We start from the raw sequence: 23,708 nt of genomic DNA on the forward strand, positions 1-23,708 counted from the left end.
CGCCCTGCGTACGCTGAAAACGTCACCTACCCACGAGGAGGCAGACGTGAGCGCCGCCGAGGAACGCCCGAGCGTGCTGAACCAGGAAGAGTTCGAGGAGTTGGCCAGGATGGCCGACCGGGTCAACGAGGCGCTGCGGCTGGAGTTCCTCGAGGGGCGCGTCCTGGAGAAGCCGATGCCTGACGGTGACCACAGCACGATCATCGAGTGGCTGAGCCGCCTGTGCATGCAGGCGCGAACGGATTGGTGGCTCTACTCCGATCAGGGCCTCCGTGTCGACGGGTACCGTCAGGGCAACGCCCGCCCTGACGGTTCCTTGGCTCCGACGGGCACTTTCGCGGGCCAAGGTGAATGGGCGAGCCCGGACGGCGTGCTCATGGTGGTCGAGGTGACGTCCCACGACCGCGACACGAACGCCCGGGACCGCGTCGAGAAGCCCCGCGCCTATGCCGGCGCCGGGATCCCCGTGTTCCTCCTCATCGACCGCGACTCCTGCGAGGTCAAGGTCCACTCCGAGCCGGAGAACGGCCGGTACACGCGGCAGGTCGTCGTGCCGTACGGGAAGACGGTGACGCTGCCCGGCCCCGTCGGCATCGAGCTGGACACCGAGCCGCTCAAGGACTGGTCGCGCTGACGGCGGGGCCCTGCTGTCGGAGTGGGCGGCGCACCGGAACCCGGAGGGCCGGTCCCCGGTCCTACCTGCGCTCCCTATGAACTACCCACTGCGGAGAAAACACCCCACCAAACCCCACCCCTCCCGCCCGTCGGGCGCGACTCACTCCCGCGAGTGAATATGCCCGGGAGGGCTGGATTTGACCCCGGTTGCCTGCCTTACGCTCAGCGCGACACCACCGCAGACATGTGACGGCCCCCGCCGGGACTGGCATCCCAGTGCGAGGGCCTGACCACCGAGGAAGAAAAGGGCTTCCCGATGGGTACCGAAGACCCTAGCGCGCCCTCGCGCGCCCGGTCCCGTAACCGCGGCACAAACCACCCCGCCGGGCCGTCGCTCGCGGGCGTCGTCCACGAACACGTCCGCCACACCGAGAACTTCACGGTGATCGGCAACGACCTGGCCCAGCACCGGGAGCTGTCGCTGCTGGCCATCGGGCTGGCCTGTTACATCCAGTCCGTGCGGCCCGGCACCGCCGTCGACATCAAGACGCTCGCCGCCCGCTTCCCCGAGGGCACCGCCCGGATCGCCGCCGCCCTGCGCGAGCTCGAGGCCCACGGCTACCTGCGCCGCACCCGCGAGCGGACGTCCACCGGCCGGGTCGTCACCCGCACGGTCTCCTGCAACAGGCCCGGTCATCGCGCCGCCCGGGAGACGGCCGCCCGGCGTCCGGCCCGGCGCACCACCCCGGACGAGCCCGCGCCACGCAAGCGCCTCCCCGCCGTGCCCCAGCCGGCCTTCCCCGCCCCCGTCCTCCTGCGGGCGGCCGTCGACGTCCTGGCCGGCCTGCGCCGCCACGACCCGCGCCTCCTCCTGTCGGCCACCGACGCCGAACACCTCGCGCCGGGCGTCGCCGCCTGGCTGGAGCGGGACGTCCCTCCCTCCGCCGTGCGCCGTGCCCTGACCGAGAACCTGCCCGCCGAGCCCCTGGCCCGCCCGGCCGCTCTCCTCGCCCACCGCCTGTCCGCCCAGCTCCCACCCCTGCCGCCCCTGCCGTCCGACCGGCCCGCGGCCGCCCCGGCGCCCGACCCCCGGCACCCCCTCCACACCTGCGAGTCCTGCGACCGCGCCTTCCGCGCACCGGAGCCCGGCCACTGCCGCGACTGCCGCGCCGATCGCGGGGAGGCCGCGTGAGTGCCAGGCGCTCGGCAGCCCCGCGGCGGACACCCTGGCAGCGGTGCTCCTGCGGGACCACGCGAGGGGGCACATCACGATGGAGCGCGCAGCGGTCCCGCTGTTACGATCCGGCTGTTCCACATGGCTGTTGAGGATTGAACAGTCCGCGGCACGTACCGGCTGCCGTCGCTCCTCCGCCGCGTGAACCTCCCTTACTCGCACAGCAGTGGAGGAATCGAGTGGGCAGACCTGCCCTCATACGTGTTGCCGTCGCCGTCACCACCTCGCTGGCCCTGGCCCTCGGTGCGGGAGTCGTCGTAGGGACGGCCCAGGCCGACGAGACCGCGGAGGTGATCGTCCCCGCGGAGACCTACCAGCGGCCGGGCACTGTTGTGCTGGGCGCCGGACCGTCGGGCTTCCTGCGGTACGAACCCGGACGCGGCCACCTGTGGACCACGTACGACGGTCACGACACGGTGGTCGACGCCTCAGGGGACTCCACCCCGGGCACATCGGATCTCGGTGCCGGTTCGGACGTCGTCGTCCGCTACGACGAGGGCACGCGCACCGTGTCCCTGCGGGACATGGCTGCCGGGGGCGCCGTCTCGACACTCGTCCTTCCCACGGGACACGAGTACGAGGGAACCCTCGGGCGGACCGTGCTGACGACCCGGTACGTCGACGGCGCCTGGACGTGGCGTCTGCTCGACACCGGCGACGACGGCACCCTGCGGGAGCGCGCCGTGGCCGGCGTACCGGCGGGCATCACCTCGGTGATGACCGCCATCGCGCCGGTGGCCGACACGCGCGGCACAGTGGTGCAGTACTACCGGGACGGGGCGGCCCGGACGGGATGGCTCGACGCCGTGGAAGGCCGGCTGACCGAACTGCCCGGTCACGTGACGGTGAACATGACGGGCAGGTCGTTCCTCAGCACCACGCACCTGGCGGCGTGGGACGGGAGCGACACCGTGTCCGTCTACTCCCGTGACGACCTGAGCACGCCCGTCCGCAGGGTCCCGTTGGAGAACGACGGAAAGACCATGCTGGCGGGCATGATCGGCGACACGCTCCTCGTCTCGCGGGTCGACCCCTCGCTGGGAGCGGCGGGCTCCTCCGCCGCCGTGTGGCGCCTGGAGTCGCTGGCCGCCGACGGATCGACGACGGGAACGGTGCTGGCCCGGAACTTGGGCCTCGGCATGGCCACCCCGGACGGCGGGCTGCTGATCCCGGGCGCGGGGGACGACCTCACCCGGTGGGGCGTGCACCTGATCACGGAAGGCTCCGACGGCACGCTCGGCACCCGGCGGGTGGCGGCGGGTGAACTGCAGACGGTGACCCGTCCGATCAGGGACCTCGCCCTCACCGACGGCCGGCTGAGCGTGCTGGAGTGGAACGCCGAATACGAACGCGTGCACATGTACACGCGGACGGCCGGCACCTCGACCGTCGGCGCGCGTGTCTTCCGCGGCGCCGCCACCGACCGTGCGGAGATCACGGACACCGGGGACGGGCGCACGGTGATCTCCGAGCCGTGGCCGTCGGACGGTGTGCCACGGGTGATCGGCCCGGCGGAGTCCCTGCCGGGCAGGCCCGTCGACGCCTCCCGCACCTACGTCCGCGTCCTGGAGGCAGCGGGCCGCCACGTCGCGATGGCCACCGAGAACACCGCGGAGGTCCCCGCGGAGACCCGGGTGGTCGACGCGGACACCGGCCGCACCGTGGTCACCTCGGCGAGCCACGCCATGGCGATGTGGGGAACCACCGTGTGGGTGGGGGAGACCGCCGGCAACGGCGTCGTGCCGGTCGACCTGTCCACCGGGCAGGCCGGCGAGGCGGTGCGGTGGAGTGCCGCCCGCGGCGGCTGCGTGCCGGGCGACCTGCAGGCCGTCGGCCGCTGGCTGCTGTGGACGTGCCTCGGATCGTCGGCCGACACCCGCGGCGTCTACGACACCGTGACGAAGACCAACCTCACCCTCGAGAAGGACCCCGGGCGTGATCTGCCGCCGGCGAAGCTCGGTGACGGCTTCGTCGTCACGGACGAGGACGGCACGCTCACGGTGACGGACTTCCGCACCGGCACGCCCCAGACGCACACGCTGGGCGCCTTCCAGTCAGGGCTGCCGTGGGACGTCGACCCGTACACCGGTCTGATCGCGCACGTCGACGGCAGGCAGAACATCCACCTGGTGCCCAGCGGCATCCCCCTCTCCCCGCTCGCCCAGACCGACTCCTCCGTCGCCGGCTCCGTCGACGTGAAGGGCGGCGCCTCGCTGTGGAGCCCTCGCTGGTGGCTCTCCAAGCAGGCCGCCTCCTGGAAGCTGGTGATCAGGAACAAGGCCACCGGCGCCACCGTCCGCACCCTGACCGGCACCGGCGCACGGTCCACCGTCCAGGCGTCGTGGAACGGCAAGGACAGCGCGGGCGGACTGGTGCCCAACGGCGCCCACACCTGGACGCTGACCGCCACCCCGGCCGACGGCCAGGGTGCCGCGCTGACCCGGACCGGCACGCTGAAGGTCACCGGCGCCACCCCTGTGCCGCGCGACTTCGTCGGCTCCGACGGCTTCGGCGAGCTGGTGACGCTGAACAGCTCGGGCGGTCTGACGTACCAGTACGGGAACGGCACCGGCACCTTCAGCGGCAAGCGCTCGGGTTCCGGATGGGCGACCACGGTCCGTCCCGTGCCGTTCGGCGACCTGGACGGCGACCGGTGCAACGACATGCTGGTCCGGCACAGCAGTGGGGAACTGCGGGCCTACCGCCCCGGCTGTGCCTCGGCCGTGACCCCGTCCACCGCCTCCACCTCGCTGGGAACGGGCTGGAACCAGTACGACGTGCTGACCTCGCCGGGCGACCTGAGCGGTGACGGCCGGGCCGACCTGATCACCCGGCAGAGCTCCACCGGGGACATCCACCTGCACAAGGCCACCAGCACCGGCAAGCTGTCGGCACGTGTGAAGATCCGCTCCGGATGGACCTACAAGAAGATCCTGGGCGCCGGCGATCTGAACGGCGACGGCTTCGGTGACCTGCTGGCGCAGGACAAGTCGAACGAGCTGTGGCGCTACGACGGCACCGCGAGCGGCCAGTTCAAGAACCGGGTGAAGGTCTTCACCGACTGGGGCGCGTCGTACAACGTGGTCGTCGGCGTGGGCGACATCACCGGGGACGGCAGGGCCGACCTGGTCTGCCGCGACACCTCCGGCAACGTCTGGCGGAACAACGGCGACGGCAAGGGGTCGTTCTCCTCCAGGACCAGGATCACCACAGGCTGGCAGGGGTACAAGGGGCTCTTCTGAGCGGAAAAGGCAGGGGCCCGGCGCCGGAGAACGACTCCGGGGCCGGGCCCCTGTGGTGCTGTCGGGCGGTTACTTCGGCTGCGGCTTGCGCACCGAGATGTGCAGCTCGCGCAGGCGGGCCTCGTCCAGCTCGGTCGGCGCGCCCATCATCAGGTCCTGGGCGTTGCCGTTGAGCGGGAAGGCGATGGTCTCGCGGATGTTGGGCTCGTCGGCCAGCAGCATCACGATGCGGTCCACGCCCGGGGCGATGCCACCGTGCGGCGGGGCGCCGAAGCGCAGGGCGCGCAGCATGCCGGCGAACTCGCGCTCGACCGTCTCGGCGTCGTAGCCGGCGATCTCGAACGCCTTCAGCATGATCTCCGGCTCGTGGTTGCGGATCGCGCCGGAGGACAGCTCCACGCCGTTGCAGACGATGTCGTACTGCCAGGCCAGGATGTCCAGCGGGTCCTGGTTCTCCAGCGCGTCCATGCCGCCCTGCGGCATCGAGAACGGGTTGTGCGAGAAGTCGATCCGGCCGGTCTCCTCGTCCTTCTCGTACATCGGGAAGTCGACGATCCAGCAGAACCGGAAGACGCCCTCCTCGAAGTGGCCGGCCCGCTTGGCGGCCTCGACGCGGACCGCGCCCATGATCTTGGAGACCTCGTCGAACTCGCCGGCGCCGAAGAAGACGGCGTGGCCGGCGGCCAGGCCGAGGCGCTTGGTCAGCTCGGCGACGTTCTCCTCGGTGAGGAACTTGGCGATCGGGCCGGTCAGCGAGCCGTCCTCGGCGACGCGGACCCAGGCCAGGCCCTGCGCGCCCAGGTCGACGGCGAACTGGCCGAGCTGGTCGAAGAACTTGCGCGGCTGGGCGGCGACGTCCGGCACCGGCAGGGCGCGGACGTGCTTGCCGGCGAACGCCTTGAAGTCGGAGCCCTCGAAGACGTCGGTGATGTCGACCAGCTCGAGCTTGGCGCGCAGGTCCGGCTTGTCGGAGCCGTACTTCAGCATCGACTCGCGGAACGGGATCCGCGGGAAGGGCGAGGTGACCTCGCGGCCGCCCCCGAACTCGGTGAAGAGCTCGGTCATCAGCTTCTCGATCGGCTGGAAGACGTCCTCCTGCTCGACGAAGCTCATCTCGACGTCGAGCTGGTAGAACTCGCCCGGCGAACGGTCGGCGCGGGCGTCCTCGTCGCGGAAGCAGGGCGCGATCTGGAAGTAGCGGTCGAAGCCGGAGATCATCAGCAGCTGCTTGAACTGCTGGGGCGCCTGCGGCAGCGCGTAGAAGCGGCCCGGGTTCAGGCGCGAGGGCACGACGAAGTCGCGGGCGCCCTCGGGGGAGGTGGCGGTGAGGATCGGCGTCGCCATCTCGTTGAAGCCGAGCGCGGTCATCTTGTGCCGGATGGCGGAGATGACGGCGGTGCGCAGCATGATGTTGCGGTGCATCCGCTCGCGGCGCAGGTCGAGGAAGCGGTACTCCAGACGGCGCTCCTCGTTCACCCCGTCCTCGGCGTTGATGGTGAACGGCAGCGGGGCGGCCGCGCCGAGCAGCTCCACCTCGCCGACCTCGACCTCGACCTCACCGGTCGGGAGGTCGGCGTTCACGTTCTCCGCGCCGCGGGAGACGACCTTGCCGTCCACCCGGACGGTCGACTCCTTGGACATCTTGTCCAGCGCCTCGTACGCGGCGGTGCCGGGACGGGCGACCAGCTGGGTGATGCCGTAGTGGTCGCGCAGATCGATGAAGAGGATGCCGCCCAGGTCGCGCCGATTGTGCAGCCAGCCGCTCAGCCGGACGTCGGTGCCGACGTCAGAGGCGCGGAGCTCGCCGCAGGTGTGGGACCTGTACCGATGCATCGTCGTTCATCCAGTCTTCGTGGAGGTGGGGTCTCCCGGCATGGCTCGGCCGGGCCCTCCCAGGGTACCGGTCGTGCTGTCGCCCCTTCCCCTTGGTTTCCCCGGCTTCCCGGGCCCCGGGAGGCGCTGACGAACGGAACATATGCGCATGCTTCGGATGGCAGGCTGGGTCACCGTCTTCCTACAGTGGAGCAATGCGCCACGACGAGCACCTGCCGGCCGAGAAGGTCACGGAGGTCCTGTCGGTTCTGTCGGTCGGCCTCTGGCAGTGGGACACCGCCGGGGACCGGATCACCGCCGACGCCGAGACCGCCCGTCAGCTCGGCCTGCCGGCCGAGCCCACGGTGCTGCGTGAGGCGCAGGTGCGCGCCCGGCTCCATCCGGAGGACTGGAGCGAGATGCTCGGCGTGGTCCAGCTGGCGCTCGCCGAGGACACCCTCGCCGAGGTGCGGGCCAGGGTGATGGACGGCCAGGGCCGGGTCCTGCGGCTCGTGCGCTCCCGCTGCCGGCCGTCCTACAACGAGCAGCGCGACTCCTACGAGGTCGTCGGCATCATCCAGGAGGTCGGCGATCCCACCTCGGGCCCCGCCTCGCACGGACCGGTGATCGGCGACTGGCGGCGCAGCCGGGAGGCGTTCCTGCTCGACGCCGGCCGCGCGCTGGCCGAGGCCGGTTCCACCCAGGAGGTGCTGCGCGTCGCCGCCGGGCTGGCCATGCCGGGCTTCTCCCCGAACGGCCTCGCGGTGTTCGGCACCGACGGGGAGCGGATCACGCTGATCGGCCACCACGGGTACCCGGGCGGGGACGAGAAGCCGTTCGCCCGCATGTCGGTGCAGGCGGACTACCCCGCCGCCGAGGTCGTCCGCACCGGCCGGGCCGTCTACCTCCGCTCGCCCGAGGAGTACCGCTCGCGCTACCCGACCGGCTGGACGTTGGCCGAGCCCTACCACCGCAAGTCCTGGGCCTTCCTCCCCCTGGTGGTGGGGGGCCGGACCATGGGGGCGTGGATGGCCGGGTTCGGCCATCCGGTGAAGTTCACCTCCGACGAACGCTCGGTGCTGACCACGGTGGCCCGGATGCTGGCGCAGGCCCTGTCCCGGGCGGGCACCGCGGAGACCGAGCGCGAACTGTCGGAGGGCCTGCAGGCCTCGATGATGCCGCGCCTGGGCCTGGAGATCCCCGGGATGGAGATCAGCGGCCGCTACGTGCCCACCGGCGGCGGACTGCAGGTCGGCGGGGACTGGTTCGACATGATCCGGCTGCCCGGCGGTGCCTCGGCCCTCGGCCCGGGCGGCCGGTTCGCGCTGGTCATCGGCGACGTCCAGGGCCACGACGTGCGGGCGGCGGGCCTGATGGGCCAGCTGCGCATGGCACTGCGCGCCTACGCCGCCGAGGGGCACACCCCGGACGCGGTGCTCTCCCGCGCCTCCCGCTTCCTGCACGGCGTCAACGACGCCGAGGGCGCCGACGACCCCCGGTTCGCGACCTGCCTCTACATCGAGGTCGACCCGGACAGCGGCGCGCTCGTCATCGCCCGGGCCGGCCACCTCGACCCGGTGATCCGCCTGGCGGACGGAACCGTCCTGCTGCGGCCCACCGCGGGCGGGCTGCCGCTGGGCATCGTCCCCGACGCGGACTACCCCACCACCGAGTTCACGCTGGCGCCCGGGGAGACGCTGCTGTTGTGCACGGACGGCCTGGCGGAGACCGGCGGCCACGACCTGCTGACCGGCTGGGAGCGGGTGCGCGACGTGTTCGAGGCGTACCAGGGAGACGACATGGAGGGCCTCGCCGACGCCTTCATCTCCATGGTGGTGGGACCCGCGTCGCACCGGCACGTCGGTCCGCTGCCGGACCGCCGCGAGGACGACATCGCGCTGGTCCTGCTGCACCGGGTCCCCGGGCACGGGACGGCCCGCGACGCGAGCGGCGCCCTGCTGAAGCCGACGCGCCAGATGGCGGCGACGGTCGCCCAGGACGAGGCCGACCGGATCCGCGACGCCCGGGCCGAGCTGCGGCAGCTGCTGCACGACTGGCGGGACCCGGACCAGATCGACTCCGCGGTGCTGCTGACCTCCGAGATGATCGCCAACGTCCTGATGCACACCGACGCGGACGCGACCCTGCTCGCCCGGGTCATCGGGCCGGAGGGGCGGCGCCGGCTGCGGGTGGAGGTCACCGACCTGGCCGAGGCCCTGCCCCACCGGCGCGACCCGGGGGAGATGGCGTCCTCCGGCCGCGGTCTGTTCCTCATCGAGGAACTCGCCATGGCGTGGGGGGTCGATCCGCGCGGGGTGGGCAAGACCATCTGGTTCGAGCTGCACGAGCCGGGGTCCGAGCCGGAGGTCGAGGCGGGAGTCGAGCCGGGGCGCGCGGCTGAACCGGGGCCTGGGCCGGATCCGGGGTCTGGGCCTGAGGTCGAGCCGGGGCCGGAGCCGGGGTCTGGGCCTGAGCCGGGGTCTGGGCCTGAGGTCGAGCCGGGGCGGGAGCGGGGGCCGGGGCCGGGGGTCGAGCCCGGGCCCGAGCCGGAGCGGGCGCCCGAGCCGGACTGACCGGCTCGGGCGCGTCCGGCTCCTGCGGCGGGCCCCGGGGCGGCGGTGCCCCGCCGCCCCGGCTGGAGGTCAGGCCTCCGTCGGCCTGCGGTCAGGCCCCCGTCCGGTCTGCGGTCAGGCCTGCGGGCCGGACGCCGTCATCCCGTGCGCCGCCGGGATCTGCCCGAAGCGCCCCTTCTGGAAGTCCTCGAAGGCCTGCACCAGCTCGTCGCGGGTGTTCATGACGAACGGCCCGTACTGCTGCATCGGCTCGCGGATCGGCCGGCCGCCCAGCAGGACGATCTCCAGGTCGGGGGTGTTCCCGTCCTGCCGCTCGTCCGCCCGGAAGGTCAGCGAGGAGCCCTTGCCGTACACGGCAGCCTGACCCGTGTGCACCGGGCGCCGCTCCGTGCCCACCGACCCGCGGCCGGCCAGCACGTAGGCCAGGGCGTTGAAGTCCTCGCGCCAGGGCAGCGTGATCTCGGCGCCCGGGGCGACGGTCGCGTGGATCATCGTGATGGGGGTGTGGGTGATGCCCGGGCCCTGGTGGCCGTCCAGCTCACCGGCGATCACGCGGATCAGCGCGCCGCCGTCGGGGGAGGTCAGCAGCTTGACCGTGCCACCGCGGATGTCCTGGTAGCGCGGGGCCATCATCTTGTCCTTGGCCGGCAGGTTCACCCACAGCTGCAGACCGTGGAAGAGGCCGCCGGACATCACCAGCTGCTCCGGCGGCGCCTCGATGTGCAGCAGGCCGCTGCCCGCCGTCATCCACTGGGTGTCGCCGTTGGTGATCGAGCCGCCTCCGCCATGGCTGTCCTGGTGGTCGAACGCGCCGTCGATGATGTACGTGACGGTCTCGAAGCCGCGGTGGGGGTGCCAGGGGGTGCCCTTCGGCTCGCCCGGGGCGTACTCCACCTCACCCATCTGGTCCATCAGGATGAACGGGTCCAGGTGACGGTGGGCGATGCCGGCGAAGGCGCGCCGCACCGGGAAGCCCTCACCTTCGAACCCGCTGGGCGCGGTGGTGACGGTCAGCACGGGACGGGCGACGGCCTCGGCGGGCGCGGTGACGCGGGGCAGGGCCAGGGTGTTCTCGACGGTCACGGCGGGCATGGCGGTGTACCTCCTGTGCGGCGGCAACCAGGGCGGCTGCATCCTCGAGGAAGAGATTAGTTGATTGTTGAACTTTCCGCTAGTTGAGAGTTCAACTTTCTCGGTCGGGCGGTGTCCGCAGGCTCGCGGGCGCACACGTGAGGCCCGGAGGGAGGTCCTCCGGGCCTGTGGTTCCCTGTGGTTCCCCGCGGCGGGGCGCCGGCGCTCAGGTGTACATGCGCCGCATGGCGTAGTCGACCATCTGCTCGACGGTCTGGGCGTCGAAGACCATGCGGTGCTCGCCCTCCATGTCCAGCACGAAGCCGTACCCCGAGGGCAGCAGGTCCAGCACCTCGGAACCGGTGATGACGAAGTACTTCGACTCCTTGCCCGCGTACCGCCGCAGCTCCTTGAGCGAGGTGAACATCGGGATCACCGGCTGCTGCGTGTTGTGCAGCGCCAGGAATCCCGGGTTGTCGCCGCGCGGGCAGTAGACCTTGGACGTGGCGAAGACCTGGTGGAAGTCCTCCGCCGTCATCGTGCCGGTGGTGAAGGCGCGCACCGCTTCGGCGAGCGTGGGGGGCGCGGCCGTCGAGGGCTCGGGATAGAGCGGCTGCTGCGGCTGACCGTAACCGCCGCTCATGCCGCCCATCGACTGCTGCTGGTGCTGCTGCGGCGGCGGGGCGTACTGCTGCTGGGCGCCGGCGTTCGGGTCGTAGCCGTACATGCCGCAAAGACTAGTCAACGACGCGTCCTTGAAGCGACGGGTTGGCGGAGCGGGCCTCTCCGGTCCCCGGCGCCGCCGCCCCCGGGGCAGCCGTGCCCGGGGCTGCCGTCCCCGGGGCGGCGGGTGGAACGGGTGTGACGGGTGTGACGGACGTGACGGAAGCGGCCGCGGCAGGCTCGGCCGAGCGGCGCGGCAGGCGGGCCAGGAACCGGCGACGGGTCAGCCAGGTGCCCGCTGCCGCCAGGAGGCCGAGGCCGAGCAGCGACCAGGCGACCTGCCGCAGGGTCGTGGTCAGGGCGTCGTACACCGCGGCCGCCGCCGCGCGGGAGACGCCGGGCGGCAGGTCGGCGAGGATCGCGGCCCGCCCCACCAGCAGCGCGACCACCAGCACCGCGCCGCCGACCGCCGTGCCGAGGGCCGTCGCGGTGACGGCGCGGCGGCGCCGGACCGCGACCGCGATGCCGGCCACCGCCAGCACCCCCGCCGACACCGGCAGCCACACCCCGGCGACCTCCAGGGTGCGCAGCCCGCCCCGCAGCCGCCGCAGCTCCTGCGGCTCCAGCACCGCCACCCGCGCGTGCCGGACGGGGATGCTGCCGGCCAGCGGCACGTTCTCGTCGGCCAGCTCGTGCCGCACCCGCTCGGTGATCGGCGCCAGGTCCACCGTGACCGGGCCGTCGCCCCGCTCGCGCAGGGCCTTCAGCACCGCCTCGTGGGAGGCCCGGTTGCCGGCGTCCCAGACGGCCCGGAACGCCGCGGTCCGGGTGAAGGAGTCCACGGCGCTGTGGACGAAGGGCGCCGCCGAAGGGGGCAGGTCGCGCCGGTCCGTCAGCTCGTGCACGATCCCGGCGCCCACCGTGTCGGCGATCACCCCGCGCACGGCGGGGTCCGAGGACAGGGGCGCCATGCTCTCGACGTACCTGCTCGTGTCGGCGACCTGGTGCACCGCCCAGGCGGCGAGCGCGCCGAACGGCAGCAGAAGGCACGCCGCGACGGTCAGGGCCGCCGACAGCACGTCACGGAGACGGCGCGTGCGGGGACTCACCCTCCCAGGAGACGCCGCCCGTCCGGCCGGGGCGAGCGACGCGCGTCCGACCGGGTGAGGCGGCGGCCACCGGGGCCGGGCCGTCGGCCCGGCCCCGCGGAGCCCGGATCAGTGGTGCCGGCGGATGGAACGGGCCATCCTGCGCCTGCGCGTCAGCAGCCGCACCTTGCCGCCGCCGCGCCGCCGCCGCAACTGCCGGTGCCCGACCGTGCCGTGGTCCGCGGGCCGCCCCGCGGAGGCGGGGGCCGTGGGGGACGCGGGCGCGGCCGGCGCGGTGGAGGCGGCCGGCCCCACGGCTTCCCGCGCCGTCCGGGCGGTGAAGGACTCCTGCCCGTACTCCTCCACACGCAGTGCGTCCTGCCGGTCGGTGACCGGGTAGCCGGGGTCGCCCGTCCGGGCGTCCCCGGGCCTCGGGCGGGTCTGTATCCGGTACAGGGCGGAGACGAAGACGCCCACCGCCAGGGCTCCGCCCAGGACGACGGAGCGGATGACGCTGGTGTCGGTGGTGCTCACCAGGAAGCCCAGCGCGACGCCGGTGAAGGCGGCCCAGGCCACGGCGCGTATGCCGCGGGACAACCGCGGGGTGAGCGCCAGCATCGCCGCGAGCGCCAGCATGAAGGCCAGCGCCGTCATGAAGCCGTAGAACGTGTTCCAGCCGGTGATCGGGCCGCCGTCGCGGGTGTTGGCCGCGGCCCAGTAGCCGTAGATCAGCCCGGACCCCACGGTCGCGACCGTCTTCATGGCCTTCGTCCCGCGGTCGCCCAGCAGCCGCGTGTCGGCCTGCGGGCGCGAGTCGGCGCCCTCGTGCCAGGTGCCGGGAGGCCGCCGGGACAGCGAGCCCCGGGGGGCGTGTGGCGCGTACGTCATGGAAACGCTCCTCTCCGCCGGAAACCGGGCGGTCGTCGAGCCGGACCCCGAGCATGCAACGAACGCCGCGGTCCTGCGGCGGCCTGTGGACAAAGCCCGGCTCCGATATCCAGCGGACACCCGTACGAGTGAACGGGCAACTCGGGAACGCGCCTGTGTCCACGACCGGATGCAGGCGTCCCAGGCCCGTGTTTCGCTGAAAACATGCAGCCCACGCCCCCTGCCGGGAGAAGCGCCACCGGAGGCCCGGTCCACGATCCGGCGGCGCCGCGTGCCGTGTTCGTGCGCGAGGCCGGGGTGGAGCGCCTCCTGTACTGGCGCGGCCACGCGGTCAACTGGGTGCTCCCGGTGCTGATCGGAGTGATCGGCATCGTGGCGGAGGTGTCGACGCCCGACTGGTTCCGGGCCGCCTCCTGGCTGGTGCTGGTCCCCGGGGTGGCCGCGGCGCTGTGCAGCGTGCGGGCCACGGCCGTCCTCGCGGTGCTGGCGCTGGCCGCGTACGGGCTGGTCACCCTGGTCTCCCGGCCGATGGTCAGTGTGTGGCCGGTCCTCGTGTTGCTGATCATCGGCGGGACGTTCTCCGTCCTCGCCTGCGCGGTGCGCGTCGCCCACGCCGACAAGCTCCGGCAGATGTCGGTGGTCGCCGACACCACGCGCCGCGCGGTCCTGCGGCCCTTCCCGCCAGGGCTGGGCGGGCTGGAACACGCGGCGCTCTACCTGCCGGCCAACAGCGAGGCGCGGGTCGGCGGCGACTTCTACGACATCCAGCCCAGCCCCTGGGGCACGCGGGTGCTCATCGGCGACGTGCAGGGCAAAGGGCTGGAGGTGGTCGAGACGGCGGCGGCCCTGCTCGGCACGTTCCGGGAGGCCGCGTACCACGAGCGGTCCTTGTCGGTGATCGCCTCCCGGCTGGAGATCCGGCTGAAGAGACAGGTCGCCTACCGCCTCGACCTGGGAGCCGAGCAGGACCGCGACCGGTTCGCCACGGCGGTGATGCTCGACTTCCCGGCCGACGAGCCGGACGTGGTCGACATCGTCAACTTCGGTCACGAACCGCCGCTGCTGATCAGCCCTTCGGGGGAGTGCGCTCCCCTGCCCGGCGCGCACGGCCTGCCGCTGGGGCTGAGCGACATCGCCGACCAGCCACCGCCGATGGTGCGGACCACCGTGCCGGTGGGTTCCACCCTGCTGCTCACCACCGACGGGGTGACGGAGGCGCGGAACAAGGCGGGGGAGTTCTACCCGCTCCGGAAGGAGGTCGCCCGCGCGGCCGCCCGGAGCCCCACGCTGCGCAGGCCGCGGGGGATCGCCCGGTTCGTGCGTGACGGGGTGCTGCTGCACTCCGACGACCACCTGGAGGACGACACGACGATCTTCTGTGTCCGGCGACCCGGACCGGAGGAGCCGCCGCCGTGGTGTCAGCCGGCGAGGTCGCTGGACGACCCCGAGCCCGACCTCGACGCGGACCCCGACCCCGGCCCCGGCCCCGGCCCCGACGCCGAGGACGTGGGCGGTGTGACGCATCCGCAGGGGCGGGTCCGTCTCGGGCCGGTGCCGTTCCGGCTGCCGCGGCCGGTGCGCCGCGGGTCCGGGCGTGGCGCCGGGGGCGGGTGACCGAGCAGGGATGAGGACGGGCGTCGGCGGGCGGACCTGCCGCGCGGGCGTGCCGCAGCGGTGCGGGGGAGTGGTGAACGTGGTGAGGGCACCGGCAGGGTGCGTGCTGAGGAAGGGGTCCGCCGATGGTCCGTCGACGCCTGGCCGTGGACCTCACCGGAGGGCTGGACGACGCCTGGTCGGAGGTCGTCGCGTTCGTACCGCGGCTGGCGGTCTTCCTGGTGGTGCTGGTCGTCGGGTGGGTCGTCGCCAGGACGGCCGCCAAGGTGTTGGAACGGATGCTGCGCAGGGCCGGTTCGGAAAGGCCGGCGGCGCGGTCGGGGGTACGGCTGCTGCTGCGGGACTCACCGCACGACCTGACCGGGATCATCAGCCGGCTGGTGTTCTACCTGCTGATGCTGGCGGTGCTGCGGCTGGCGCTGGGAGTGTTCGGGCCGAACCCGGTCGGTGCGGTGGTCGACGGGGTGGTGGCGTGGCTGCCGCGCGGCATCGTGGCGGTGCTGCTGGTCGTGGTCACGCTGGCGGTCGCGGACGCGGTGCGGAGGGTGGTGGGCTCGGTGCTCGCGTCCGCCGCGTACGGGGGCGCGGTGGCGAGGGTGCTGTGGGCGGTCGTCCTGCTCCTGGGGTTCGTCGCGGCGGCGAGCCAGGCGGGGGTCGCGACGGGGGTGGTCCTCCCGGTGCTGTACGCGGGGCTCGCGACGGTGGGAGGCATCGCGGTGGTGGGCGTCGGGGGCGGGCTGATCGGGCCGATGCGGTCGCGGTGGGAGCGGTGGCTGACGCGGGCGGAGCAGGAGGTCGCGGCGGCGCGGAGCGGGGTGGCGGCGTACCGGGCGGAACGGGAGGGGGAAGGGGACGGCACGGGCCGTCCCGAGGGCGAGCGCCACCCCCGGGAGGGGTGACACCTCGTCGGCCCGGTGGGGCGCTCCCGGGCCCGGTGGGGCGCTTCCGGCCGGGTGGTCCGCCTCCGGCTCGGTGGGCGGTCCCCCGCCTGGTGGGCGCTTCCGGCCCGGTGGGGGCGCTTCCGGCCGTTGAGAGCGCCTCTGGCGGTGGGCCGTCTCCGCATGGTGGGGCGCTTCCGACGTGGTGGAGTGCCTCCGGCTCGGTGGGCGGTCCCCCGCCTGGGGGGCGCTTCCGGCCTGGGGGGCCGCTGCCCCGCCCGGTGGGTAGCCTCACGAGCCCGGTGGGGTGCCTCCGGCTCGGTGGGCAGTCCCCCGCTTGGTGGGCGCTTCCGGCTTGGTGGGCCGCCGCCCGGCCCGGTGGCCCGACTCCCGGCTCGGTGGGCGGTCCCCCGCCCGGTGCGCTTCCGGCCCGGTGGGCCGCCGCCCCGCCCGGCGGACCGCCTCCGGCCCGGTGGGCCGGGGGTGGGTGCGGTTCAGGGCGTGGCGGGGGGTGGGAGGAGGTCGTGGTGGTGGACCAACCAGGTGATGGCGGTGAGGCGGCAGACGGCGTAGTCGTGACCCGGGGGCTCGCGCCAGTCGAGGTCGTCGAGCGCGTCGAGGAAGCCGAGGGCGTAGTCCGTGAGGTCGGCCGGGTCCGGCGCGGCCGGGGTGAGGCCCGCGGCCGGGCCGGCGGTGCCGAGCCGGTCACGCAGTTCCGCCACGTGCTGGTCCACGGCCGCCGTGAAGCCGGGCTCGAAGGCGAACTCGGCGAAACGCGGCGTGAAGGTATGGGCGATCCGGGCCAGCGGGGACATGCCCCCACGGTAGGCGGGGGCCCGCCTCCCGCAGGGCCCTGCCGGGCATGGAGCGCGTCACACGCCCTGCCGGACCCGTGCTGCGCGCCCTGCCGGACCCGTGCTGCGCGCCCTGCCGGACCCGTGCTGCGCGCCCTGCCGGACCCGTGCTGCGCGCCCTGCCGGACCCGTGCCGGCGGCCCGCTCTGTGTCAGGCCTTCAGCCACACCGTGGTGTCCGCCGGGAGCTCGGCGCCCGAGGAGTTCAGCGGGCCGCTGGCGAGCAGGACGCGCCCCGCCGGGAGCGGGACCGCCGCAGGAGTGGTGTTGGCGACGACCTGCCAGCCACCCGGGCGGGCGAAGTGCAGGACGCCGGGGGGCGAGCCGTCGAGCCAGGTCAGGGACTCGTCCGCGCTCAGCAGCCCGCGGCGGACGCGCAGTGCCGCCCGGTAAAGCTCCAGCGTGGAGCCCTCCACCCCGTCCTGCGCCTCCACGGACAGCTCGGCGAAGTGCTCCGGCTGCGGCAACCACGGCAGTCCGCCGCCCGACGCCCCGCCCGACGCCCCACCCGAGCCGCCGCCCGGCCCGCCGCCGGACCCTCCGCCGGACGCGGGACCGAACCCGAAGCCCGCGCCGCCCCGCGTCCACGGCAGCGGCACCCGGCAGCCGTCGCGCCCCTTGCGGGTGTGCCCCGTCTGCTCCCAGATCGGGTCCTGCAGCGCCTCGGCGGGCAGGTCGGCGACCTCCGGCAGGCCCAGTTCCTCGCCCTGGTACAGGTAGGCCGAACCCGGCAGCGCCAGCATCAGCAGGGTGGCCGCCCGCGCCCGCCGCAGCCCGAGCTCCACGTCGACGGCCGGCTCACGGCCGTCGGAGAGCAGCCAGGCGTCCGGGTCCACCTCGGGCGGCAGGGCGAGGCGCGTGGCGTGCCGGATGACGTCGTGGTTGGACAGCACCCAGGTCGCCGAGGCGCCCGCCGCGCGGGCCTGGTCCAGCGAGGAGGTGATCACCTCGCGCAGCGCCTCGCCGTCCCACGGGGCCCGCAGGTACTCGAAGTTGAACGCCTGCCCGAGTTCGTCGGGCCGCGCGTACAGCACCCGCCGCTCGCCCGGGACCCAGGCCTCGGCCACCGCCATCCGCGGCGGGGAGTAGGAGTCGAGGATCTTGCGCCAGTCGCGGTAGACCTCGTGCACCTCGTCCCGGTCGTAGAGCGGGTGTTCTCCCGGGGCCATGCCCTCCAGCGCCTCGTCACCGCCGGCCGCCAGGTCGCCGAGATCGCGCAGCGGCTCGGTGAGGTCCTTGGCGAGGGCGTGCGCCACGTCGACCCGGAAGCCGTCGACGCCGCGGTCCGACCAGAACCGCAGGGTGGTGCGGAAGTCGGCGCGGACCTCCTCGTTGTCCCAGTTGAGGTCCGGCTGCTCCGGGGCGAACAGGTGGAGGTACCACTGGCCGTCCGGCACCCGCTCCCAGGCGCTGCCGCCGAACACCGAGTGCCAGTCGGACGGCGGGAGTTCGCCGCCGGGGCCGCGGCCGTCACGGAAGACGTACCGGTCCCTGGCCGGGGAGCCGGGGCCCGCCCGCAGCGCCTCCTCGAACCAGGCGTGCCGGCGGGAGGTGTGGTTGGGGACGAGGTCGACGATCACCTTCAGACCCAGCCGGTGCGCCTCGGCCACCATCAGGGTGAAGTCCTCCAGCGTGCCAAGGCGCGGGTCGACGTCGCGGTAATCGGCGACGTCGTAGCCGCCGTCGGCGAGCTCCGACGGGTAGAAGGGGCTCAGCCAGACCGCGTCCACGCCCAGGGTGGCCAGGTGGGCGAGGCGCCGCGTGACACCGCGCAGGTCGCCCAGCCCGTCGCCGTCCGCGTCGGCGAAACTGCGCGGGTACACCTGGTAGATCACCGCCTGCCGCCACCAGTTGGGGTCCCTGGACGACAGGTCGGGGGCGCTGCGCTCGGCGGGGTTCTGCTCGGGCGGGGGACTGACGGTCACGACGACTCCTGCGGCTCGGCTCCGGTACTCCCGTACCTCCCTCCACTTTTCACAACCTGTGGACGACCGTGTTCATGCCGCGCGGACATGTCCGCAAAAGCCGCCCACGTGCCCGCACCCCTGAGCCCCTTGCCGTCGGGCTGACGCGGGCCTAGGTTGAGCCGCACGTTGATCGTCGTTCACCTGTCGTTTCCCGGACTTGGCGAGGTCGCCTTGATCGCACGTTCGCACGCACGCCACCTGCGCGCCGTGGGTGCCGCGCTGGTGACGGTGGCGGCCTTGGTCCTGGCGGCCCACCTGGGGCCGTCCGCCGCGGTGCCGCCGGGTCCCGGGACCACGGAGAACGAGGCGGTCGAGCGGACGACCGACCGGTTATGACGCCGGAGGGGCGTGCGTCGGCCCGGCCTCGACCGGAGGGGCGTGCGTCGGCCCGGCCTCGACCGGGTAGGCGTGCGTCCGCCCGGCCTCGACCGCGGCCCACACCTCGCCGCCCGGTGTGAGCCCCAGGTCGGCGGCACGGACCGTGGTGAGGTCGGCCGCCAGGGGCAGCCGGCCGGTGAGCTCCGCGCGGACGCGGTCGCCGTGCGTCTCGATCCCGGCCACCCGGCACCGCCACACGTTGCTCACGTCGGCGGGACCCGTCGGCCGCTCGCGGTGCAGGGTCACCGCCGACGGCGGGAAGGCCACGAAGACCTCGCCGGACAGGTCCTCCGGCACGGTGACCACGGCCGCGCCGTCGTCCAGGTGCACCCGGTGGCCGGAGGCGGTGCCGCGGTAGAGGTTGAGGCCCACCAGGCGGGCGACGTAGTCGGTGCGGGGGCGGCGGGCGACCTGGCCGGGGGTGCCCGTCTGGACCACGCGGCCCTCCTCCACCACCACCAGCCGGTCCGCCAGGACCATGGCGTCCAGCGGGTCGTGGGTGACCAGCACGGCCACCGCCTCGAACTCCTCCAGGTGGTGTCGCAGCGTGGCGCGGGTCTCCAGCCGGGTGCGCGCGTCGAGTGCCGCCAGCGGTTCGTCGAGCAGCAGCAGCCGGGGGCGGGTCGCCAGCGCGCGGGCCAGCGCGACCCGCTGGGACTGGCCGCCGGACAGGCGCCGCGGGCGGGCCGCGGCGTGCTCGGCCAGACCCACGCGCTCCAGCCACCGCGCCGCCTCGGCCCTGGCCTCTCGTCGCGGCACGCCCTGGCAGCGCAGGCCGAACGCCACGTTGTCCAGCGCGGACAGGTGGGGGAAGAGCAGGTGGTCCTGGAAGACGACGCCGACCGGGCGGCGCTCGGCGGGCAGCGGGGCGAGGTCCTCGCCGTCCAGACGCAGGCGGCCGCCGTCGAGCGGGGAGAGACCGGCCAGGGCGCGCAGCGCGGTCGTCTTGCCCGCGCCGTTCGGGCCGAGCAGCGCGACGACCTCGCCCGGTGCGGCGCTCAGCGCCACGTCCAGCCGGAACGCCCCGCGCCGCACCACCAACCGGGCGTCCAGCCCCCCTGCCGGGGAGCGTTCGGCTGCGGGGCCTCCTGCCGGGGAGCGTTCGGCCGCGGGGCCGCCCGCCGGGGAGCCTTCCGCCGCAGAACCCGCGGCTGCGGCGCCGCCCGCAGGGGTGCTTTCGCCCGCAGCACCCTTCGCCGCAGCGTCTCCTGCCGGGAAGCCCTCGGCCGCAGCACCTTCCGCCGCAGTGTCTCCCGCCGGGAAGCCACTGGCCGCAGCGCCTCCCGCCGGTGAGCCTCCCGTCACCGCGCCCCCCGCCCCCGCACTCTCCGCCGCGGGGCCCGTCGGCGGACGGTCCGCCGTCTGTCCGTCCGTCGTCACGCCGCCCCCACTCCCGTCGTCCACCGGTCCCGCATCGCGCCGAGGACCGCCACCGAGACCGCCAGCAGCACCAGCGAGAGCGCCACGGCGGCGGCCGGGTCGCTCTGCAGGGCCAGGTAGACGGCGAGCGGCATGGTCTGCGTGCGCCCCGGGAAGTTGCCCGCGAAGGTGATCGTCGCCCCGAACTCGCCGAGCGCCCGCGCCCAGGCCAGCACCGCGCCCGCCGCGACGCCGGGGGCGATCAACGGCAGCGTCACCCGCCGGAAGGCGGTGAACCGGGACGCCCCCAGGGTGGCCGCCGCCTCCTCGAACCGCGGGTCGGCGGCGCGCAGCGTGCCCTCCACGCTGATCACCAGGAACGGCATCGCCACGAACGCCTCGGCGACGACCACGCCCGCCGTGGTGAACGGCAGTGTCACGCCGAGCCAGTCGTCCAGCAGCCGGCCCACCAGGCCGTCCCGGCCCAGTGCCAGCAGCAGCGCCACACCGCCGACCACCGGCGGCAGCACCAGCGGCAGCGTGACCAGGGCGCGGACCAGCCGCCGGCCGGGGAAGTCGGTGCGGGCCAGCACCCAGGCGAGCGGCACGCCCAGCACCAGGCACAGCGCGGTCGCCGCGGTCGCCGTCAGCAGCGACAGCCGCAGCGCCTCCCAGACCCGGGGGCTGCCGAGCTGCGCGGGCAGGGCGGCCCACGGTGCGCGCAGCAGGAGCGCGGCCAGCGGCAGCAGCAGGAACACCAGACCGGCCGCCGCGGGCACCAGCAGGGCCAGCGGGGCGCGCGCGGCCGGCCGGGCGGTGCTCACCGCGCGCCCGGGCCCGGTTCCAGGAAGCCCGCCTCGCGCAGCACCCGGCGGCCCTGCGCCGAGCGGACGAACTCGACGAACTCGGCGGCCCGTTCGGGCTGCGGCGCGTTCTTCAGGACGGTGATGGGATAGCTGTTCGTCGCGGTGTCCGCCTCGGGGAACTCCACGCCGGTCACCGCGTCGCCCGCCGCCTTCACGTCGGTGGCGTACACCAGCGCCGCGTCGGCCTCCTTCAGCCGCACCTTGGTCAGCGCGCTCTTGACGTCCTGCTCGTAGGAGGCGGGGCGGACACGGACCCTGGCGGTGGACAGCACCGTGCGGGCCGCCGCGCCGCACGGCACGGAGACGTCGCAGAGCACCACCTTCAGCTCCGGGCGGGCCAGGTCGCCCAGGCTCCGCACGCCGTGCGGGTTGCCGGGCAGGGTGACGATCGCCAGCCGGTTGCGGGCGAACGCCTCGGGCCGGCCGGACGCCTCGCCCGCCTGCGTGACCCGGGCCATGGTGGCCTCGTCCGCGGCGGCGAACACGTCGGCGGGTGCGCCGCCGGTGATGCCCGCGGCCAGGGTGTCGCTGCCGCCGAAGCTGAACTCGACGTTGGTGCCCGGGTGTTCGTCCTCGAACTTCTCCCCCAGCGTGCCGAAGGACTCCTTGAGGGAGGCGGCGGCGAACACGGTCACCGTCGGCTCCGCCTCCTGCGTGCCGCACCCGGAGAGGACCACGGCCGCAGTCAGGGCCGCCCCGGCCCACCGCCGCCCGCGCCTCACCGCTGCTCCACAGGCCGGTCGACGTGCACGCTGGTCGCCTTCACCCGGGCGGTGGCCTCCACGCCGACCTCCAGGCCGAGTTCCTCCACGGCCTCCCGGGTCATCAGCGACACCAGCCGGTGCGGGCCCGCCTGGATCTCCACCTGGGCCGCCACGTCGCCCAGCGTCACCCCGGTCACGATGCCGGCGAACGCGTTGCGCGCCGAGGTGTACGCGGGGCGCTCCTCGTCACCGTGCCGCGCCAGCTCCACCGCGAAGGCCGCGAGGTCCCGCCCGTCCACCACCCGCCGTCCCCCGTCGTCCCGCCGGGTCGGCAGCCGCCCGGCGTCCGCCCACCGCCGCACCGTGTCGGCACTGACCCCCAGCAACCGGGCCGCCCGAGCCATGGAGTACTCACGCATGTGCGTCAACCTATGGCACTTTCCGCCGCGAATGCCAGCGTGCGCCGGTCAGTGGTCCCGCATGTGCGGTGCTGTGCCCGGCCGGTGCGAGTTTTCTGCGTCCCGTCCGTAACGCCGCTCCCGGCCCGGCGCGTCAGAGGGGAGTGAGCACGCGCCCGTGGCCCAGGAGGAGCAGTCGGCACCTGACCGGCCGACGCCCGTCGATCGGCACCCGCTCGGCCGGCGCCCGTTCGGCCGGCGCCCGTTCGACCGGCACCCCCTCGGCCGATGCCCGGCGGCTGCCGCCCCGCTCACTCATCCTGCGGCGGTGAGCCCCGCCATGGCCTCGGCGACGGAACGGTGCATCGGGGTGGTCGGGCGGCCGATCAGCCGGGACAGCGTGCCGGGCGTCGCGGCCAGCTGGCCGCGGGCGACCGAGACGTCCGCGCCTGCCAGCAGCTCGGCCGCCTGCGCGGGCACCCCGGCGGCGGTCAGGTGGGCGAGGTAGCCGTCGAAGGTCAGTGGCCGGTACGGGACCTCCCGGCCGGCGCGGCGGCTCACCTCGGCCGCGTACTCGGCCAGGCTCCACGCGGTGTCGCCGCCGAGCTCGTACGTCCGGTTCTCGTGCCCTGCGCCGGTGAGCACGGCCACGGCCGCGGCGGCGTAGTCGGCGCGGGAGGCGGAGGCCACCCGCCCGTCCGCGCAGGCCCGGGCGACGGCGCCCAGGTACAGCACCAGCGGAAGCTGCTCGGTGTACGCCTCGGTGTACCAGTTGTTGCGGAGCAGCGTGTACGGCAGGCCGGAGGCGAGGATCAGGCCCTCCGTGCGCCGGTGGGCGTCGGCCAGGCGGGCCTGCAGCGCCCCGGGCACCCCGGTGTACGCGAGCAGCCCCACCCCCGCCGCGGCGGCCGCGTCGACCACCGTGCGGTGCTGCGCGACCCGGTCGGCCGTCACGTCGTTGCCGGAGATCAGCAGGACCCGGTCGCCGGCGCGGAAGACGCCGTGGAAGGTGTCCGGGGCCTCGTAGTCGGCCGTCGTCAGCCGTACGCCCCGCGCCGCGAGCGCCGCGCCCTTCTCCCTGTCCCGCACCACCGCGACCACCGAGTCCGCCGGAACCCTCTCCAGCAGTCCTTCGATCACCAGCGTGCCCAAGCTACCGGTGGCCCCGGTCACGACCATGCGCATGGCACCAGCATCCCCTGCCCGCCGGGCACACGAAAGGCCGGGCCCGCACTCACGAGGAGTGCGGGCCCGGCCCTGCGATGCGTGGTGCGCGGAGCGCGGTACGCGTCAGGCGGGGGTGATGTTCTCCGCCTGCGGGCCCTTCTGGCCCTGCGTGACGTCGAAGTTCACGCGCTGACCCTCCTGCAGCTCACGGAAGCCGGAGGAGTTGATGTTCGAGTAGTGGGCGAAGACGTCGGCGCCGCCGCCGTCCTGCTCGATGAAGCCGAAGCCCTTTTCCGCGTTGAACCACTTAACGGTGCCGGATGCCATGTGAATCTCCT

20 protein-coding genes are annotated in these 23,708 nt (G+C 74.1%); 7 read left to right on the forward strand and 13 right to left on the reverse strand.

What is annotated here, in order from left to right:
* The first annotated feature begins 46 nt into the window (after window positions 1-46).
* The 3 genes from Sfr03f_RS25880 (at window position 47) to Sfr03f_RS25890 (ending at window position 5,091) form a co-directional block, all read left to right on the forward strand.
* A complete protein-coding gene (locus Sfr03f_RS25880; RefSeq protein ID WP_108956573.1) occupies window positions 47-634 on the forward strand; it encodes a Uma2 family endonuclease in 588 nt (195 codons plus the stop codon).
* Window positions 635-931: 297 nt separating this feature from the next.
* Window positions 932-1,807: a helix-turn-helix domain-containing protein gene (locus Sfr03f_RS25885; RefSeq protein ID WP_108956574.1), complete on the forward strand. Its 876-nt coding sequence runs from the start codon at window positions 932-934 to the stop codon at window positions 1,805-1,807.
* 221 nt (window positions 1,808-2,028) lie between these two features.
* On the forward strand, window positions 2,029-5,091 hold the full coding sequence (locus Sfr03f_RS25890) for an FG-GAP-like repeat-containing protein (RefSeq protein WP_108956575.1): 3,063 nt from the start codon (window positions 2,029-2,031) through the stop codon (window positions 5,089-5,091).
* Between the two features lie 69 nt (window positions 5,092-5,160).
* Here Sfr03f_RS25890 and aspS read toward each other — a convergent pair whose 3' ends face one another.
* Window positions 5,161-6,924: an aspartate--tRNA ligase gene (gene aspS, locus Sfr03f_RS25895; RefSeq protein WP_108956576.1), complete on the reverse strand. Its 1,764-nt coding sequence runs from the start codon at window positions 6,922-6,924 to the stop codon at window positions 5,161-5,163.
* A gap of 194 nt (window positions 6,925-7,118) precedes the next feature.
* Here aspS and Sfr03f_RS25900 point away from each other — a divergent pair, with 194 nt between their 5' ends.
* Window positions 7,119-9,476, forward strand: a complete 2,358-nt coding sequence (locus Sfr03f_RS25900; RefSeq protein WP_108956577.1) for a SpoIIE family protein phosphatase — start codon at window positions 7,119-7,121, stop codon at window positions 9,474-9,476.
* A gap of 114 nt (window positions 9,477-9,590) precedes the next feature.
* Here Sfr03f_RS25900 and Sfr03f_RS25905 read toward each other — a convergent pair whose 3' ends face one another.
* The 4 genes from Sfr03f_RS25905 to Sfr03f_RS30835 all read right to left on the reverse strand — a co-directional run bounded on the left by Sfr03f_RS25905 (window position 9,591) and on the right by Sfr03f_RS30835 (window position 13,186).
* Window positions 9,591-10,568, reverse strand: a complete 978-nt coding sequence (locus Sfr03f_RS25905) for a pirin family protein (RefSeq protein ID WP_108956578.1) — start codon at window positions 10,566-10,568, stop codon at window positions 9,591-9,593.
* Window positions 10,569-10,773: 205 nt separating this feature from the next.
* A complete protein-coding gene (locus Sfr03f_RS25910; RefSeq protein WP_108956579.1) occupies window positions 10,774-11,274 on the reverse strand; it encodes an SseB family protein in 501 nt (166 codons plus the stop codon).
* A gap of 10 nt (window positions 11,275-11,284) precedes the next feature.
* Entirely contained in the window at window positions 11,285-12,319 is a 1,035-nt protein-coding gene (locus Sfr03f_RS25915) for a hypothetical protein (protein ID WP_174721653.1), read from the reverse strand.
* Window positions 12,320-12,427: 108 nt separating this feature from the next.
* Window positions 12,428-13,186 carry a hypothetical protein gene (locus Sfr03f_RS30835; protein WP_174721654.1) on the reverse strand — a complete coding sequence of 253 codons (759 nt, stop codon included), beginning with the start codon at window positions 13,184-13,186 and terminating at the stop codon, window positions 12,428-12,430.
* A 204-nt stretch (window positions 13,187-13,390) separates the two neighbouring features.
* Between Sfr03f_RS30835 and Sfr03f_RS25925 the strand changes: the two genes are divergently transcribed.
* Together Sfr03f_RS25925 and Sfr03f_RS25930 are read left to right on the forward strand one after the other, a co-directional pair.
* On the forward strand, window positions 13,391-14,800 hold the full coding sequence (locus Sfr03f_RS25925) for a PP2C family protein-serine/threonine phosphatase (protein WP_108956580.1): 1,410 nt from the start codon (window positions 13,391-13,393) through the stop codon (window positions 14,798-14,800).
* Between the two features lie 125 nt (window positions 14,801-14,925).
* Complete coding sequence (locus tag Sfr03f_RS25930) at window positions 14,926-15,699, forward strand: mechanosensitive ion channel family protein (protein WP_108956581.1); 774 nt, start codon at window positions 14,926-14,928, stop codon at window positions 15,697-15,699.
* A 473-nt stretch (window positions 15,700-16,172) separates the two neighbouring features.
* On the opposite strand, the gene Sfr03f_RS25935 is transcribed toward Sfr03f_RS25930, so the two are convergent.
* Complete coding sequence (locus tag Sfr03f_RS25935) at window positions 16,173-16,493, reverse strand: DUF6401 family natural product biosynthesis protein (protein WP_108956582.1); 321 nt, start codon at window positions 16,491-16,493, stop codon at window positions 16,173-16,175.
* A 190-nt stretch (window positions 16,494-16,683) separates the two neighbouring features.
* Window positions 16,684-18,456, reverse strand: a complete 1,773-nt coding sequence (locus Sfr03f_RS25940; RefSeq protein WP_108956583.1) for a glycoside hydrolase family 13 protein — start codon at window positions 18,454-18,456, stop codon at window positions 16,684-16,686.
* A gap of 168 nt (window positions 18,457-18,624) precedes the next feature.
* Between Sfr03f_RS25940 and Sfr03f_RS30400 the strand changes: the two genes are divergently transcribed.
* Complete coding sequence (locus Sfr03f_RS30400; protein ID WP_159105734.1) at window positions 18,625-18,834, forward strand: hypothetical protein; 210 nt, start codon at window positions 18,625-18,627, stop codon at window positions 18,832-18,834.
* Here Sfr03f_RS30400 and Sfr03f_RS25945 read toward each other — a convergent pair.
* The 6 genes from Sfr03f_RS25945 to Sfr03f_RS25970 form a co-directional block, all read right to left on the reverse strand.
* Window positions 18,829-19,917 carry an ABC transporter ATP-binding protein gene (locus Sfr03f_RS25945; protein WP_372514208.1) on the reverse strand — a complete coding sequence of 363 codons (1,089 nt, stop codon included), beginning with the start codon at window positions 19,915-19,917 and terminating at the stop codon, window positions 18,829-18,831. The genes Sfr03f_RS30400 and Sfr03f_RS25945 overlap by 6 nt on opposite strands.
* Before the next feature lie 335 nt (window positions 19,918-20,252).
* Window positions 20,253-21,059 (reverse strand): ABC transporter permease, encoded by an 807-nt coding sequence (locus Sfr03f_RS25950; protein WP_108956585.1) that lies wholly within the window; start codon window positions 21,057-21,059, stop codon window positions 20,253-20,255.
* Window positions 21,056-21,790, reverse strand: coding sequence for a molybdate ABC transporter substrate-binding protein (modA, locus tag Sfr03f_RS25955; RefSeq protein WP_245967771.1), 735 nt, complete (start codon window positions 21,788-21,790; stop codon window positions 21,056-21,058). Before modA ends, Sfr03f_RS25950 begins: the two co-directional genes overlap by 4 nt.
* Before the next feature lie 29 nt (window positions 21,791-21,819).
* Complete coding sequence (locus Sfr03f_RS25960) at window positions 21,820-22,224, reverse strand: TOBE domain-containing protein (protein ID WP_108956587.1); 405 nt, start codon at window positions 22,222-22,224, stop codon at window positions 21,820-21,822.
* 294 nt (window positions 22,225-22,518) lie between these two features.
* A complete protein-coding gene (locus tag Sfr03f_RS25965) occupies window positions 22,519-23,388 on the reverse strand; it encodes an NAD(P)H-binding protein (RefSeq protein ID WP_108956588.1) in 870 nt (289 codons plus the stop codon).
* 105 nt (window positions 23,389-23,493) lie between these two features.
* Window positions 23,494-23,697, reverse strand: coding sequence for a cold-shock protein (locus tag Sfr03f_RS25970; RefSeq protein ID WP_043247736.1), 204 nt, complete (start codon window positions 23,695-23,697; stop codon window positions 23,494-23,496).
* Window positions 23,698-23,708 lie beyond the last annotated feature (11 nt).

It is taken from the genome of Streptomyces fragilis, assembly GCF_003112515.1.
In the GTDB taxonomy this organism is placed as follows: domain Bacteria; phylum Actinomycetota; class Actinomycetes; order Streptomycetales; family Streptomycetaceae; genus Streptomyces; species Streptomyces fragilis.

What these genes read in the sequence shown, in the direction of transcription:
- Sfr03f_RS25935 (WP_108956582.1), bottom strand. Translation starts at nt 16,493, where the DNA reads ATGTCCCCGCTGGCCCGGATCGCCCATACCTTCACGCCGCGTTTCGCC.
- Sfr03f_RS25970 (WP_043247736.1), bottom strand. Translation starts at nt 23,697, where the DNA reads ATGGCATCCGGCACCGTTAAGTGGTTCAACGCGGAAAAGGGCTTCGGC.
- Sfr03f_RS25965 (WP_108956588.1), bottom strand. Translation starts at nt 23,388, where the DNA reads ATGCGCATGGTCGTGACCGGGGCCACCGGTAGCTTGGGCACGCTGGTG.
- Sfr03f_RS30835 (WP_174721654.1), bottom strand. Translation starts at nt 13,186, where the DNA reads ATGACGTACGCGCCACACGCCCCCCGGGGCTCGCTGTCCCGGCGGCCT.
- Sfr03f_RS25885 (WP_108956574.1), top strand. Translation starts at nt 932, where the DNA reads ATGGGTACCGAAGACCCTAGCGCGCCCTCGCGCGCCCGGTCCCGTAAC.
- Sfr03f_RS25925 (WP_108956580.1), top strand. Translation starts at nt 13,391, where the DNA reads ATGCAGCCCACGCCCCCTGCCGGGAGAAGCGCCACCGGAGGCCCGGTC.
- Sfr03f_RS25900 (WP_108956577.1), top strand. Translation starts at nt 7,119, where the DNA reads ATGCGCCACGACGAGCACCTGCCGGCCGAGAAGGTCACGGAGGTCCTG.
- Sfr03f_RS25910 (WP_108956579.1), bottom strand. Translation starts at nt 11,274, where the DNA reads ATGTACGGCTACGACCCGAACGCCGGCGCCCAGCAGCAGTACGCCCCG.
- Sfr03f_RS25930 (WP_108956581.1), top strand. Translation starts at nt 14,926, where the DNA reads ATGGTCCGTCGACGCCTGGCCGTGGACCTCACCGGAGGGCTGGACGAC.
- Sfr03f_RS25960 (WP_108956587.1), bottom strand. Translation starts at nt 22,224, where the DNA reads ATGCGTGAGTACTCCATGGCTCGGGCGGCCCGGTTGCTGGGGGTCAGT.
- aspS (WP_108956576.1), bottom strand. Translation starts at nt 6,924, where the DNA reads ATGCATCGGTACAGGTCCCACACCTGCGGCGAGCTCCGCGCCTCTGAC.
- Sfr03f_RS25905 (WP_108956578.1), bottom strand. Translation starts at nt 10,568, where the DNA reads ATGCCCGCCGTGACCGTCGAGAACACCCTGGCCCTGCCCCGCGTCACC.